This window comes from Pseudemcibacter aquimaris (assembly GCF_028869115.1).
In the GTDB taxonomy this organism is placed as follows: domain Bacteria; phylum Pseudomonadota; class Alphaproteobacteria; order Sphingomonadales; family Emcibacteraceae; genus Pseudemcibacter; species Pseudemcibacter aquimaris.
Genome location: NZ_CP079800.1, coordinates 1,026,485 through 1,041,135, shown reverse-complemented (window position 1 = coordinate 1,041,135; position 14,651 = coordinate 1,026,485). Strand labels below are relative to the sequence as shown.

Sequence of the window (14,651 nt, the reverse complement as noted above, 5' to 3'; positions counted from 1 at the left end):
AAACAAAAAAACCATAATCAAACGACATTGATTTTTCTATTTTTCCCATTTAATGACCCTCAATATTATTTTTAATTTTTATAGTTTGTATCATTCTTTTGGCGCTTGATACACAACTCTTTCCCCTTTTTTCAAGCGCATCACATAACCGATAATTTCAGCAACGGCCTGATAATGTTCACTATGAATTTCTTCATCCACCTCTACGGCAGCATAAAGCGTTCTTGCCAGTGGTGGATTTTCCAAAATTGGAATATCGTGTTCCTTGGCGACTTCTCTAATTCTGAAGGCAACATCATCAATGCCCTTTGCAATAACTTTTGGTACCTGCATTTGACCGTGCTCATATTTTAATGCCACTGAATAATGGGTCGGGTTGGTTACCACAACATCTGCTTCGGGGACAGCAGCCATCATTCTTGACCTTGCTTTTTCCATACGGATTTGACGCAACCTTGCTTTAACAAGCGGATCACCGTCGGACTGCTTATGCTCGTCTTTGACCTCTTGCTTGGTCATTCGCATTTTTTTCATAAACTGGAATTTCTGAAATAGAAAATCTAGGCCCGCAATCACACCCATAACAATAACGACACCAATCAGGACACGGATCACCATGGTATAAACGATATCGTTCATCGCTGTGACTTCCAGTGTCATCATATTCTCAAGCATTTCTTTTTCCGGCCAGACGATAAAAACAACGATCGTTCCTACGAGAATAAGCTTGAAACAGGATTTCAGAAATTCGACAAAATTCTGCATGGAAAATTTATTTTTAAAGCCGGAAATGGGGGAAATTTTATTCAGCTTTGGTTTGATTTTTTCAAATGTCAGCATGGGGCGGTGCTGTATCATTGCCCCCGCGAGTGCGGCCAGCACCAAAATCACAGCGGGAAACGTAAGAAAACTTCCCACTTGTAAAATCAAATTGCCTATAAATTCTCTAAAGCCCGATCCATCAGTCGGTATCCGATAAGAAAATTCAAGAACCCCAGCCATGGTTTCGCGTAAATTTCTGGCAAGCCCCTGTAGGGCGACAAGCGCGACGATTGCAGCACCAAAAAGCACAAACCAATTTTTGATTTCCTGGCTTTTTGCAAAATCCCCCTTCTCCATCGCATCGGATAATTTCTTCTGCGTGGGTTCTTCGGTTTTTTGTGCGTCGTCCTGATCGTCTGACATCGGTTAAAGAAGCACCTCCAGACTTGATCTTAAATAATCGATGTACCATGTCATAGCCGCGCCTATTACCACAGCTAGAATAACAAAGCCCATCATAATGTTAATCGGCATCGCCACAAAGAAAACTTGAATTTGCGGCACCAGTCTTGCGATTATACCAAGACCTGCATTAAAGACCAAAGCATATACAATAAACGGCGAGGCAATTTGTAATCCTAACCTAAAGCTGTTCGCAACAGTATCCGCGATTAATTCTGCGAAATCACCTAGTATCAGCGCATTACCAATAGGAAAAAGCGAATAACTGTTATGCATGGCAGAAATCATCAAATGATGCGTATCCGTGACAAATACAAATACCACACCAAGCAACGTCATAAATGTTGCAACAAGTGAACTTTGCCCCCCTTGCGCCGGATCAAAGGCTTGCGCCATAGCAAGCCCGGTTTGCATAGCAATAATGGTTCCCGCCACATGAAGCGCTGTTACAAGCAATCTGATCGATAACCCTATCATCACCCCAATTAAAATCTCTTTTGTAATTATCATACCCAACTCAACAGGTGAATTGGGTATGAGCGGCATGCTTTCACGAATTAAGCCGTAAATAATCAAAGTAATACTTAAGGAAAGAAATAATCTAACGCGTGCTGGAACACTTGTTTCACCAAGCGCAGGAAATATCATCACCATTGTACCAAGGCGCGTAAAGATGAGTAAAAAACCGAATGCTTCTTGAGGTAGAAAATTAAACAAGGCCGACTATCCGTTCCGCGATCCTTTGCATAAACGCCGCCAATGTATCGCCCATAAAGGGAAGAAAAAGGAGAAGCGAAAAGAAAATTGCAATAATCTTAGGTACGAATGTAAGTGTCATTTCCTGAATTTGGGTAAGAGCCTGGAACAGAGAAATAACAAGACCAACAGCCAGCGCAATCATCATTACCGGACCAGCTACCATAATGATGACCCAGATAGAATCCTGTGCCACATCAATTAAATCCGCCCCGGTCATTTAGAATATCCTTAATTGTTATGAAAGATCATACGCCTGTTAAATAGGCATTTTGATAATATCATTATATGCAGAAATAACTTTATCACGAACAGCCACAACAGTTTCAAGAACCATCTCTGTATTTTGAACCGTTGTAACAACATCAACGAGTTCTGCTTGACCGCTCATGGCGTTAATACCGGCATTCGCGCTTTCATTAACGGCCCCTGCCGTGCTTGAAATTGTTTCAGAAAGCATATCCGAAAATGTACTCGCGCCCTGACCATTTCCATCAAGTGAGCCAATGCTACCAACAGAACCGACAGAGCCGTCACCCTGATTTTTTATAACATTCGCGTATGCGTTTGCAGCATCCATTGCTTTTAAGTCTGCCATTTTCTACTCCTTTAACCTAACGTAATAAATCAACCGTACGCATTACGATATTCTTGGATACATCCATTGCATTCAAGTTTGATTCGTACGTACGTTGGGCCTGTTTCATATCCATCAATTCCACAAGTCCATTCACGTTGGTCGTTTTAATATACCCTGTATCATCCGCTGCGGGATGGCCGGGGTCATAGCGCATACCAAATTCTGACTGATCATATAGAACTTCTTTCACTTGAACAGTATTTAGGCCCGTTTCTCGGTCCAACACATTTTGAAAACTTAAGCTTTTGCGACGATATGGGTCTTCACCTGGTGCCGTCGCCACAGAATCCTGGTTCGCCAAGTTTTCAGCAATAATTCTCATCCGCACGTTTTGCACCTTCATTCCTGCGGTGGAAATCATCATATTTTTTAATAAGTCCATCTCTAAACTCCGGGTCGTAACTTAATACAACCGTTATTGTCTTCTACCCAGTGACATCTTAATCATACCAATATGTTTTTTATACAGATTACTGGCGAGCGTATATTCCATTTGGACTTCTGCCATTTTTGATAACTCACGCTCTAGATCAACTGTATTTCCATCTGGTGTTGAAATCATATAATCCGATGTCGTCTGTCTAATTTCAAATCCTGAAGATGACGCACCAGACGCGTTTAAATGTCTTGGATCACTCGTCTTCATAACTGTTTTTCTTTGACCGCTTTCGGTCTCATTTGTTCTATTCAAGTGCTGTTCGAAACTGACTTCTTCCAGATCCTGGGCGATATAGCCCGGCGTGTTCGCATTGGCAATATTCTGTGCCAGGACTTCTTACCTCTCATTCAGCCAGGTCATTTTCTGGTTGAGAGTTTTGAACAATGAAATGTTCTTTAAATCCATTATATTATCCTATGCATTGTTATCATGACATTAAGTCACGTTAACCATAAACTACACTAATAAATTACAAATGTAAATTTGTAGATTTATACCATATTGAAGACATACTGTTAACAATCTATTAAGATGTATGAATACATACTTAAATTTTTAAGTATTTTCCAATTTGTGACTTAAAACACACAAAACGCTTTGGCATTTTATAAATTCAGCGTAAATTCAAACATGATTTGAGCCTTAATAGATGAATGACAAACTGCAAAATATAAGCAAGCGCCAAAAGGCTGTTGCACTGGAACAAAAGGATGGCCGCAAGGATATCCCGCGCATCACTGCGACTGGCACTGGGCAAAATGCAGAGAAAATCCTTAGGCTCGCATTCGACAATGATGTAAAGGTCAGAAAAGATGAAGAACTGGTCGAGATACTATCTAATTTCGATGTGGATAGTATAATACCGGTTGAAGCATTAAATGTAGTTTCCGAAATTCTTTGTCACGTCTATAATGAAAATATTAATCTGGAAAAATCAAAACATCAGGAATTATCATCAATCCTGCAAAACAACCCAGATAGGGGAATAAAAAAATAAAATGGAAGAATACTCTTTAGGCGCTACGATCATACAATTTTCAATCGCACTTGCTTTTGTCATTGCGCTTCTTTTCCTTTGCGCATATTTAGCCAAACGTCTCGGATTTATTGCACGCGTTACTGTTAATGAAGATGGCGAAAGAAAAAAGCGCTTAGACATACTTGAAATCATGCCTGTTGATGCGAAAAGAAGACTAGTATTAATTAGGCGGGATCAAACAGAACATTTGATTATGTTAGGTGCTGAGCGAGATATAGTTATTGAACAAAACATCAAATCTGATAATAAAAATAACAACATGCAAACCTAGGGAAAGATAATTGGTAGCGAAAACCATGAAAAAAACACCAAAAACCATAAGCTCGTTTACGGTTATCTTAGGGCTATTCTTATCAGCTTTTCTAATTCCTGCCAATGCACAGGAACTTTCCCTTAACTTACAAGAGGATTTTGCCCTATCTGGCCAAATCGTTCAAATTCTTGTGTTAATGACAGTGCTATCGCTGGCACCCGCCATTTTGGTTGTGGTTACTTCTTTTACCAGAATTATCATTGTATTTTCACTTTTAAGAAGCGCCATGGGCACGCAGCAAACTCCACCGAATGTGGTATTAATCAGCCTTGCCTTATTCATGACCGCTTTCATTATGGCCCCAACGATTGAAGAAGCATATGATCAGGGCGTATCACCGCTAATTGATGAACTGATCACCGAAGACGAGGCCTATGAACGCATCACAACGCCATTCCATACATTTATGATGAGCCAAGTACGTGAAAAAGATCTGCAGCTATTTCTTGATTTATCACGCATGGAAGTGCCTGCTGAACAAGCCGATACACCAATTCAAATTCTGGTACCAGCCTTTATCATCAGTGAATTAAGGCGCGCTTTTGAAATTGGGTTTCTGATTTTTATCCCCTTTATTATCATTGATATGATTGTCGCATCTATTCTGATGTCGATGGGTATGATGATGTTGCCACCAGTGCTTATTTCATTACCGTTTAAACTTATATTCTTTGTAATGGTGGATGGATGGCACTTACTGGTCGGAAGTTTAATACAAAGCTTTGGCCCAGGTGGCGTACCACCCGGGGTGACTTAATTCAAAATAATTAGTTCGTCGCAAATTCGTTACGATAAGAATCCATAAATGTTTCAAGACGATCCACACTTGCGATTGCTTGTGTAACCTGCCTGATATCTTCACCCGATCTTTGCTCTTCTGATGTGATCAGTTCAAATGCATCAGAAAACAACCCATTTTCCATGTGAGTAAGATACTGATTTCTTAAAACTTCAAGGCCATTACGGTCTTCATCAAGCGCAAGCGCAACAGCGATACGTAAAACAGATTGTCTTTCAAAATCATTCAGCTCTGCACTATCTGTCCAGCGATCACCGAGCATTCTGTATCCATGGTCAACCACTCTATTCCAATCTTCTGTTTTCCAGAATATATCCGCTCTTAAGTTTTCAGCATCATCACCTTCGACGCCTTCAAGCATCACTTCTGCTTCCTCGTAAGAACCAAGCTCGACCAAGGCACGTACTTCAATCATGTTGCGTGTGCGTTCGATATCTAATGGGATTTGCGCTTGTCTCGTTGCCCGTAATGTCTGAAGCGCTTTATCCGCTTCTTTATTCATCAAATAAATCATCGCAAGATCCGATGCAATATCCGCACGAGCCACCCCTTGAAGTCGGTTTTTCACTTGATGTTCCAATAGCTCTGCTGCATCATTAAGAAGATCAACAGTCACCATACGACGCGCCAAATTACGGGACATAGTATCCCCATCTGCACCAAGTGGTGTTAACTCACGAAATTCAAGAAACAGTGCCATAGCCTTAAGTGGCGCCATGTTATCCGCGCCACCGCCTAAGAATAGCTCATGATAAATATCACCCATTTGTCGGGTTAAATCACGGGTTCTTGGCGATCTTGGGAAATATGTCGCCGCTTGACGTAATATGGATAACCCCTCGCGGTATTCACCCATATCAACATAAAGATCACCAAGCTGTTCAAGAATATCCAATTCAAATTTATCACCACGCCACGCAAAGCGTAATTTTTCAAGTGCATCTATGGCCTGGATCGCATCAATTTCGCCAGTGCGGAATTGTTGTTTAAACCTAGCGAATTTCGCAAGTGCCGCTGGGTAGCGCACATTCGTTGCCATAACACTTTCATAAAGATCAGCCGCTAGTGGTTCGTTGCCGACGCCTTCTGCCATACGTGCTTTCCAATAATCAAGTTCAGTCAGCTGTTTTGCGTTAAGTCTTGTATTGGCCATACCGTTAATCTGGCCATTCATAAATTCAATATCACCGACAACTTCAGCGCTGCGGATTGCAGAAAATAAAAATGCAACTCTGTTATCGTTTGTTTGCAAGGAAATGACATCAATACCTTTGTTGAAATCTTCCATGGCCGCCGCATGGTTACCTAACGCTTCATGCGCAAGTGCTCGCCACAAAATAGCATCAAGTTCCGCGAGGAATGCACGGTGTGATAATAATTCAAGTGCCTCTTCAAAGCGGCGCAGCTTAATATTGGAGACGGCGAGTAAGGCTCTAAAAGACGGATTTTCTAAAAAGGCCGGTTCATCTTCTGCCATCAACTGTAAGACGCCAAATGCTTCGGCCGCATTATTATGCGCTAGATCAAACGTTGCAAGGTTCCACCTGGCCTCATTACGTTCATCTTCGGTTGATGTTGAAAGCCTGTAAAGTAATTCGTGACGATTATCGGTGAAATCCGTTGTCTGTAATGGCCCCTCTTCCCATTTGGAAAAATCGAGCAACATTAATGTTTCTGGCGCTTCCGCCCCATTTGCTGCTATCGCTTGATTATCATTGAAAATCGGTACCGAGCTTCTGGTAATCGCCAAGCCATTCTGACCAGATACGGAAACCCCATTATCATGGCGTGTTACAAATATGTCATCCGCAATTAATTGAAGCGCGATGCCTTGTGCAGATTGTAAAATATTAAATTCAGAAAAATTATTCTGTTCAATGACGCCATGTGAAGATTGACTTGCGGTTACCACTGTTAAATCATCACCAATCAAGGGATCTTCGAAACTAACCACATCACCAAAATCACTTCCTACAAGGAAAATATTCTCACCCACATTACTGATGCTTTGATGGCCAATTTCAATAGGTAATTGCGGCACGGCTATATTTGAACGCAGCGATACTTGCCATCCCCGCCCTGTCTTAACCATACGTGCATTTTGATTTGGTGCAATATTATAAGAAAGAACGGTTGGCGTAATATCACTAAGCTGATCTGCTGTTAATACACGGTCACCAAGTAACGGTCTCATCGCATCGTGATTTGCGGTGGTAAATTTATCAAACACCACCCACAATTTGTTTGCACGAATAAAGCTTGCGGCCTTAACATCGCTATCCCAATAATAATCAATGATATATGCATCGTTGGTGGCACGAGCCCTGATGGTAAGTTCACCATCAAATGCATTATTATCAACAACAGAAACAGGAGCTGGACTGGTCACAGGCGCATCGTTCGCTGTATTATCAGGTCGCGCTGGTGTCGGTACAGTTGCAGGTGGCTGCGTTGCACCACCCTGATTAGCAGAGACAACATTTGCCGTAACATTATCTGCAGGAAGTGGTGTACCATTACTTAGTAAATCCACAACAACTTTGGTACCTGATGTAAAATGACGTATGCGATCAACATTATTAGTATCAAATGTCACAACCAAATTGCCATTTTGCGAACTATAAGCTGGATTTCTGAAAAATGCCGGACCATTTATCATCACGGAACTAAAATCCGGTACCGCATCAGCATTAAATGTAATTGTAAGAACATCATTATCCAGAACTGGCGAATAAGTCACATTCCGCGTCCAATCAAATACAACACGGCTATATGTTGGATGATCTCCGGAACGGACAGCGAGCCTGTCTTGTGCATATACTTGTGTAACAAACATAAGCGACATCAATATCGACACCACCCATTTGATTTTATTGCAGGTATTATTTTTTATTATTTTTATCATTGAAATCACTTTATCAATTTCTCTTCTTCTGCAAAACAATTACATCAACGCGACGCGCCAAATTATATCTTTGATCAAGGGGGATTGATTCATCAAGTTCTGAAAATCTTGATGATCCATTACCATAAGCTTCGATCGGTCCTTCATAACCACCGGTTTTTATTAACCTTGAAATTAAAATTGCTCGAACTAATGACAGTTCCCAGTTCGTTGGATAAAAACGGCCACTGATCGGCGATAAGTCAGAATGTCCAACAACCATAATTTCATTATCAATGGTTCTAAGCGTTTCACCAAGTTCAATCATCGCAGCACGTGCATCAGGTTCAAGCTCTGCTTGTCCAAGTTCAAAAATAAGATCAGACGGCAATGAAATAGCAAGACGGTCATCAAGAACCGTTACCGTACTTCTGGAAAGAATAGCATTACGCGACATTTTGTCTTCGAACACATTTTTCAAGTAATCCAGGTTCATTCCTGTTTCTTCTAAAATCAAAGCTTCGTCGATTTTATTCCAATCATAATCATCAATTTTTGCACGTTCCGGGTTCAGGTTTTCACTCAATGATGTAACAAGTGCTTGCCACTCCGAAACCTGCACAGAACTCATGGAAAACATCAAAACAAAAAATGTCAGTAACAACGCCAACAAATCAGCAAAGATTATCATCCAGCTGTTCGGGTTTGATTTATTTTCTTCAATCATCGGTTCCTGTTCCATCAGTTAGCCCCCCCCTGGTGGAATGGCGGTGGGTTGTTCACCTAATCCCTGACGGTCAGCGTCTTCTAAGCTCTGACGTGATGATATCGCATCCCTGATGAAGAATGATACTTTGATCATATCTTCTTCACCGACAGCAACACCGATTGATAATTGGTTCTCACGAACACCTGTTTCTTTAAGGCGCTCAATAATGGCACCTGCACGAAGGATTGAAACATCCTCCCAATACGCGGGACCTGCAGGCAAATCGTCACCTGAATAAATCATATATTCAATTTCACGGATAGTACCGACACTTTCACTTTGCAAAAATCTTGATAGCTGAAAAAAGAAAGCTCTTTGATCGTCACGAAATGTGGCGCTATCTTCTTCGTAAATGTCGCTTTGATTAAATTCGACACGAATTACATTCCCGCCTTGCGTCGGAAACTTTCCTTCAAAACCAATAAGTGATGCAAACACCCCTTGGAGCTGCTCATAAAATTCATCATTAGGCAGAAGTGTATCTTCGGTTTCAGCAACATCAATAAAATCGGCTTCGGGCGCGAAGGGGTTATCAAATGCCCTGCTCACGCTATCCGTTGCAGATTCTACTTTTGTCTGGCTTTGATTTGAAATTGAATTCAGGACCATAAAAAACGCTAAAATAATAAGATAGAGCGACACAAATAAACTTGTGGTGTCTCCTCCTGACTTATTTTTGTTTGAACCAGCATCAAACAAATGATTTCGCGTTTTTTGTTCCATATTCGAAATTAACCATAATTTTTAACCAATTATGACAATATACAATTTCCTAACCTTATTCAATCTTTTGAAAAACCAATTAGAAATCGTCAAATAGTGCATCAATGGCTGCTTGATCCTGGGCCTCACCTTCTAATTGAGGGCCGTTTAAGAATTCTTCGTTTGCCATTTCATCGACTTTATCAAAGATATCTTCGTCTGCGACCTCTTCTTTTTCATCAACATCGGCGTCGCCAATGGCTTCAGCAAGTGCAGATAACTTTTCTTCAAGATGCGCAAGTGTTGTGACAACTTTGTTAATGCGCTGCCCTGTAATATCCTGAAAACCCGATGCTTCAAAAAGTACAGTTGAAATATCCATAAGACGCGCAGAAACTTCTTCGTCACATTTTTCTGCAAGCTCACCCAATTCATCAGCAGAATCCATAACCGTTTCGGCCGCTTTTTCAGTATGACTTACGATTGCATCAAGTTCATTTGAAGCTTCCGGAATGCGGTTTGTTCCATATTCTTTTGGCCTAAGAGCAGAAATTTCATCTTTTGCCTGCTGGATATAATTCAAAAGTCCCTTAAGTTCATCCTTAACATGCAAGTCATCCATGGGTGTTTCACCATCAATTGACCCCATAACTTCAGATACAACCTTGGAAACATCTTCTACCGGAATCTGGTTATCGAATTTTTCTTTGACGTTTTCAATGCGGTCCTCGATTGACGCCGTAGTATCCTGCATTCTTGCTCTCCAATTACAATATTTACCCACCCCGAGGTATAAACAGAAAAATAAGATACAAAATAGATATTAAGAAGCCGTTAAATAAACGGCTTCTTAATTTAAAAAATTACAAAATAATGGCTAAATTATTGAAACTTAACCTTCGATATTTGGAAGTTTCTTCCTTGTAGCCAGCTCAACAGTGATCTGATTTGCAGACGCCGTATTCATTTTCGCAAGCACATCCGCGACTTTTTTAGGATTCATTTGTTCAATAATTGCAATAAGAATTTCCATATCCAAGGTATTGAAAATATTGGCTGCATCCTTTGGTTTCATCGCAGTATATGTTTGAACAAGGCTTTGAATTTGCGCTTGTTCTTGTGCATCATGCTGTTCAACCAATGTACGGATTTGTGCTTCGATATTTTTCAATCTCTCGATTTTATCATCGATATTATTTTCAGTCGCAATCAATAGTTTCTCACGAACTTCCATATCACGTTCACGTTGATCCAATTCTTCACGACGTTCTGCAAGTCGTTGAAGCATTTCAATCTCTTGCCCTGTATATGGCATACCATTGGCATTATAACTAACCGGCGGAATATCTTCTGGCGCGATACCGTCATCGACGACTTCACCCTCTTCTGCTTCTTGACCGGCTGCGGTGGCAACATTGCTCATTTCAACAGCAAGTTCTTCGGGGGTTTCTTGTTCATTACCAAGACCCATCGCAAAATCGTATGACTTAAATCCAAAGACAGCCACAACAGCAATAATCATCATTGGAAATACTTGTAACTTCGATTTCATCGTACATTCCTTAAACTTTCGCGTAATTCAGATGTTTCATCCGTCGCGTTTTCATCTTGTCCGGCGGCCTCTTCCGTCACGTTCTCATCTTCATCAAAAAATGAAAAACTTTCTTTTAGTGCTTCCGTCTTGCCAGAGGTTAGCCCTTTTTCAATTCTATCGGCCAAATTTGATCCGGTTTTGTTGATCAAATCAAGTTCATCGGCCATATCAGCAGCTTCTTTTAATTTGTCTGCCAGTTTTTTTTCTTCAGTTAATACCAAATTTTTAAATTCTGCGATTGAACGTTGTGCATTTGCTGTCGACGTATTTAGCTGATTAATCATATCAGCCATTTCCTGCTTGATCGTCCGAAATGCCTTTAATCGCTTATTTAATACAACACAGTAGCCTATCATCACGGCGAGCATGATCAAAATTACGATGTTAATTAGGTTTTCTGCAGTAAATGTCATGACTGCCTTTCATTCATTCCTACAATACGCTCAACACGTACGGCCTTATGACGGCCCATCATGCCCGTTTTTCCTTTAAGCATCGGAACACCGGAACAACGAATATCTACATCAGCATCCTGACCAACATTCAACATTAATGTCTGACCAACTTCAAAGCCCATCACTTCGCCGAGTGTCATTTTCTGTTCATCAAGAACCGCATCAAGATCCACATCTGTCATCATTATTTCGTTGGCCAAATGGGTTTCCCAAATACTGTCGCGGCCGAATTTTTCGCCCATATAGCGTTGAAGCAATAATTCACGGATCGGCTCGATCGTCGCATATGGCAACGCCAGTTCCATTTTTCCGCCGCGATCCGCCATATCGGCACGCATTTTAATAAGCAATGCGGCATTACTGGACTGGGCAATGGTTGCAAAGCGCGGGTTGGTTTCCATTCTATCCAGTTCAAACGTCACCGGGCTTAATGGCTCAAACGCACCACATAAATCCTTAAGCATTACATTAAGCATTTCACCAACGAGAGTATGTTCGATGGTAGTATAAGGACGCCCCTCAATACGCATCGGCGCGTTACCGCGACGACCACCAAGAAGTGCATCCACCACGGAATAAATCATATTACTGTCAATGGTAATAAGACCGTGATTTTCCCATTCTCGTGCCTCAAACACAGCAAGCATCGCAGGAAGCGGGATTGAGTTTAGATAATCCCCGAAACGAATTGATGTCATACTATCAATCGACACTTCAAAGTTATCAGAAGTAAAATTACGAAGTGACGTTGACATCATTCTGACATAACGGTCAAAAATAATATCAAGCATCGGCAGGCGTTCATAAGCAACAAGACCACTGTTGATCAGCGCCTGAACACCGGTTTTGGTCCCTTCGCCGTCATCATCGCCATCAAATCCGAGAAGACTGTCAATTTCTGTTTGGTCAAGAACACGGTCGATCCCCATGGCCGAGGCCATATCGTCATCGCCTTCGCCATCTCCCTCTTCATCAGCTTCTGCCATCGCAGCCCATTCGGCGGCAACTGCATCATCATCAATTTCTTCGTCTTCGTCTGACATTCATTAATCCTTATTGAAAAGCGGTTTAACCGTTAATCAACATTTCTTTAAAAAGCACATCATTCACCCTTGTCGGGTAAATGGTTTCATTCACGCGTATCAACAATTCTTCTTTAAGGCGGAACATACCGGCTGAACCGTTGATGTCTTCCAATCTTAATTCTCTTAAGTAAACTTGAAAATTATCAACAATTCGCGGCAGATTTAATTCAAGCTCCTCAACGGAGCTTTGTTTATCCACTTCGAGTGTCACAGATAATTTTAAATATGCTGACTTGCCGCCAGCCGATGTCAAATTCACAAGCATCGGTTCGATATCATAGAATAACAGCTCAAGCGCCTCTTCTTCTTCGGCCTCTGCCTCAGCAACAATCGGATTGCCATTTTCATCAAGCAATTGTTCTGGTTCATCACCGCCCATAAACATGTAAGCCGCACCACCACCGATGAGCAACAGCAACACTGGCACAATGATCATGATCATTTTTTTGCCGCTGAACTTTTTCTGTTCTAGGCCGTCTTCAAGGCCACCTTCTAAATCAGCGTTTTCTTCATCACTCATGAGATATTATATTCCTGATATTATTATCAATCTATTTATACAAATTCACATGCTATAACCGTAAGGTTAAGAATTCGTTAGGAAATTCAACATCCGTTATGGTTAATATTTATAATTAACACAGCTAAATTGCAATAAGAAGTAAATTCATTTTTTCGTCCCCGATTAAAATCATCTCTTATACAGCTAAAAGCGGCATATTCTGCACGGCAAACTCTGCCATTTTGGTATTTCAACACACAAGCAGCAACATTAAGCCATTGAAATAAAACAATTTTATAATTTGGCACGGTTTATGCATCATGTGAGTCAGGAACAATCGAAATGGACAGAAGGACCGTTAGAGATGGACACACAAATTCTAGTTAGCTTATCACATCAGGTGGCAATGCGCCGTCAGATGGATATTATTGCAAATAACATAGCGAACATGAACACCACGGGTTACAAACGTGAATCAATCATGTTCAGCGAATATCTTTCCCAAGTTGACGGGTCACTTCCGAAAGACTTCAGGGAAGTATCATTCGTTCAGGAAAAAGGCATCGCCCGTCAAATGACAAACGGCGAACTTTCCGCAACCGGCAACCAGCTTGACATTGCGCTTGAAGGTCCGGGCATGTTTAAAGTTCGTAAAATGGATGGCACGATTGCATTTACCCGCAATGGTCATTTTGCAATTTCTGAAAATAACGAACTTGTTACTCCACAAGGGCATGTCATTCTTGATGATGGCGACGCCCCTATCGAAATTCCTATCACTTCTAATGGCTTCAAGGTTGCCGAAGACGGCACAGTTTCTGCTGACGAGGTCGGCGAAATTGCAAAAATTGCAGTCGTTGAATTTGAAAATTATGGCGCTATGAGAAAGATTGGCGACAATCTTTATACCTCTGAAGAACTCGGCACACCTGCCGAAGGCTATCTGGTTACCCAAGGTATGCTTGAAACATCAAATGTTTCACCAGTGCTCGAAGTTAGTAATATGATTGAACTTAGTCGTTCTTATGCAAGTACATCCAGAACTATGGAAAAACTTCAAGAAACTCAATCATCCGCCATTAACAAGATTACGAAATTTGCCTAATCCGTCGCCAGGAACCGACGTGATTTACAGAAAACAAGGAGTAGCTTAAAATGAAAGCCCTTAGTATCGCAGCCACAGGAATGCTCGCTCAACAGTTAAATGTTGAGGTCATTTCCAACAACATCGCAAATATGAACACCACCGCTTACAAACGTCAGCGCGCAGAGTTTCAAGATTTGCTTTATCAAAACATTGAAAGCGCCGGTGCCGCATCATCAGATGCCGGTACAGTGGTCCCAACCGGTATTCAAATCGGTGTTGGTGTTAGAACAGCCGGTGTTTACCGCGTGACATCACAAGGCGAGCTTGTAAATTCATATACCTGATATAGTACCCTCTACTTAA

General features: G+C 41.3%; 17 protein-coding genes and 2 pseudogenes. 5 read left to right on the top strand and 14 right to left on the bottom strand.

The annotated features are described in order from the left end of the window. Positions 1 to 90 precede the first annotated feature (90 nt). The 6 genes and pseudogenes from flhB to flgB form a co-directional block, all read right to left on the bottom strand. Positions 91 to 1,185: a flagellar biosynthesis protein FlhB gene (gene flhB / locus KW060_RS05160; protein WP_249035308.1), complete on the bottom strand. Its 1,095-nt coding sequence runs from the start codon at positions 1,183 to 1,185 to the stop codon at positions 91 to 93. Positions 1,186 to 1,188: 3 nt separating this feature from the next. Then, entirely contained in the window at positions 1,189 to 1,941 is a 753-nt protein-coding gene (fliR, locus tag KW060_RS05155; RefSeq protein WP_249035307.1) for a flagellar biosynthetic protein FliR, read from the bottom strand. Then, positions 1,934 to 2,200, bottom strand: coding sequence for a flagellar biosynthesis protein FliQ (gene fliQ, locus KW060_RS05150; protein ID WP_249035306.1), 267 nt, complete (start codon positions 2,198 to 2,200; stop codon positions 1,934 to 1,936). Before fliQ ends, fliR begins: the two co-directional genes overlap by 8 nt. A 39-nt stretch (positions 2,201 to 2,239) precedes the next feature. After that, on the bottom strand, positions 2,240 to 2,578 hold the full coding sequence (fliE, locus tag KW060_RS05145) for a flagellar hook-basal body complex protein FliE (protein WP_249035305.1): 339 nt from the start codon (positions 2,576 to 2,578) through the stop codon (positions 2,240 to 2,242). Between the two features lie 16 nt (positions 2,579 to 2,594). Beyond that, the gene (flgC, locus tag KW060_RS05140; protein ID WP_249035304.1) at positions 2,595 to 3,002 is read right to left on the bottom strand and encodes a flagellar basal body rod protein FlgC; all 408 of its coding nucleotides are present in this window, start codon (positions 3,000 to 3,002) and stop codon (positions 2,595 to 2,597) included. 33 nt (positions 3,003 to 3,035) lie between these two features. Next, positions 3,036 to 3,395, bottom strand: a pseudogene (gene flgB / locus KW060_RS05135) (flagellar basal body rod protein FlgB); the annotation flags it as partial. Positions 3,396 to 3,708: 313 nt separating this feature from the next. Between flgB and KW060_RS05130 the strand changes: the two are divergent. Genes KW060_RS05130 through fliP form a run of 3 tightly spaced genes read left to right on the top strand, consistent with a single transcriptional unit; the run spans position 3,709 to position 5,168 of the window. After that, on the top strand, positions 3,709 to 4,056 hold the full coding sequence (locus tag KW060_RS05130; protein WP_249035303.1) for an EscU/YscU/HrcU family type III secretion system export apparatus switch protein: 348 nt from the start codon (positions 3,709 to 3,711) through the stop codon (positions 4,054 to 4,056). A 1-nt stretch (position 4,057) separates the two neighbouring features. After that, the gene (locus KW060_RS05125; protein WP_249035302.1) at positions 4,058 to 4,369 is read left to right on the top strand and encodes a FliO/MopB family protein; all 312 of its coding nucleotides are present in this window, start codon (positions 4,058 to 4,060) and stop codon (positions 4,367 to 4,369) included. A 25-nt stretch (positions 4,370 to 4,394) separates the two neighbouring features. Beyond that, on the top strand, positions 4,395 to 5,168 hold the full coding sequence (fliP, locus tag KW060_RS05120; protein WP_274757319.1) for a flagellar type III secretion system pore protein FliP: 774 nt from the start codon (positions 4,395 to 4,397) through the stop codon (positions 5,166 to 5,168). 10 nt (positions 5,169 to 5,178) lie between these two features. Here the strand turns inward: fliP and KW060_RS05115 are convergent, their stop codons facing one another. The 8 genes from KW060_RS05115 to KW060_RS05080 all read right to left on the bottom strand — a co-directional run bounded on the left by KW060_RS05115 (position 5,179) and on the right by KW060_RS05080 (position 13,219). Further along, a complete protein-coding gene (locus KW060_RS05115; RefSeq protein WP_249035300.1) occupies positions 5,179 to 8,115 on the bottom strand; it encodes a tetratricopeptide repeat protein in 2,937 nt (978 codons plus the stop codon). Positions 8,116 to 8,128: 13 nt separating this feature from the next. Next, positions 8,129 to 8,836 (bottom strand): OmpA/MotB family protein, encoded by a 708-nt coding sequence (locus KW060_RS05110; RefSeq protein ID WP_249035299.1) that lies wholly within the window; start codon positions 8,834 to 8,836, stop codon positions 8,129 to 8,131. A gap of 3 nt (positions 8,837 to 8,839) precedes the next feature. Then, positions 8,840 to 9,472, bottom strand: a complete 633-nt coding sequence (locus tag KW060_RS05105; RefSeq protein WP_249035298.1) for a hypothetical protein — start codon at positions 9,470 to 9,472, stop codon at positions 8,840 to 8,842. A gap of 193 nt (positions 9,473 to 9,665) precedes the next feature. After that, positions 9,666 to 10,319, bottom strand: coding sequence for a protein phosphatase CheZ (locus tag KW060_RS05100; RefSeq protein WP_249035297.1), 654 nt, complete (start codon positions 10,317 to 10,319; stop codon positions 9,666 to 9,668). A gap of 138 nt (positions 10,320 to 10,457) precedes the next feature. After that, positions 10,458 to 11,117, bottom strand: a complete 660-nt coding sequence (locus tag KW060_RS05095) for a MotE family protein (protein WP_249035296.1) — start codon at positions 11,115 to 11,117, stop codon at positions 10,458 to 10,460. Then, a complete protein-coding gene (locus tag KW060_RS05090) occupies positions 11,114 to 11,572 on the bottom strand; it encodes a DUF6468 domain-containing protein (protein WP_249035295.1) in 459 nt (152 codons plus the stop codon). The genes KW060_RS05095 and KW060_RS05090 overlap by 4 nt, the downstream gene beginning before the upstream one ends. Then, positions 11,569 to 12,657: a flagellar motor switch protein FliM gene (gene fliM, locus KW060_RS05085; protein ID WP_249035294.1), complete on the bottom strand. Its 1,089-nt coding sequence runs from the start codon at positions 12,655 to 12,657 to the stop codon at positions 11,569 to 11,571. The genes KW060_RS05090 and fliM overlap by 4 nt, the downstream gene beginning before the upstream one ends. A gap of 25 nt (positions 12,658 to 12,682) precedes the next feature. Further along, entirely contained in the window at positions 12,683 to 13,219 is a 537-nt protein-coding gene (locus tag KW060_RS05080) for a flagellar basal body-associated FliL family protein (RefSeq protein WP_249035293.1), read from the bottom strand. Positions 13,220 to 13,514: 295 nt separating this feature from the next. On the opposite strand from KW060_RS05080, the gene KW060_RS05075 reads away from it, so the two are divergent. Beyond that, positions 13,515 to 14,306, top strand: coding sequence for a flagellar hook-basal body protein (locus KW060_RS05075; RefSeq protein ID WP_249035292.1), 792 nt, complete (start codon positions 13,515 to 13,517; stop codon positions 14,304 to 14,306). Positions 14,307 to 14,356: 50 nt separating this feature from the next. Beyond that, positions 14,357 to 14,623, top strand: a pseudogene (locus KW060_RS05070) (flagellar hook-basal body complex protein); the annotation flags it as partial. Positions 14,624 to 14,651: the final 28 nt, after the last annotated feature.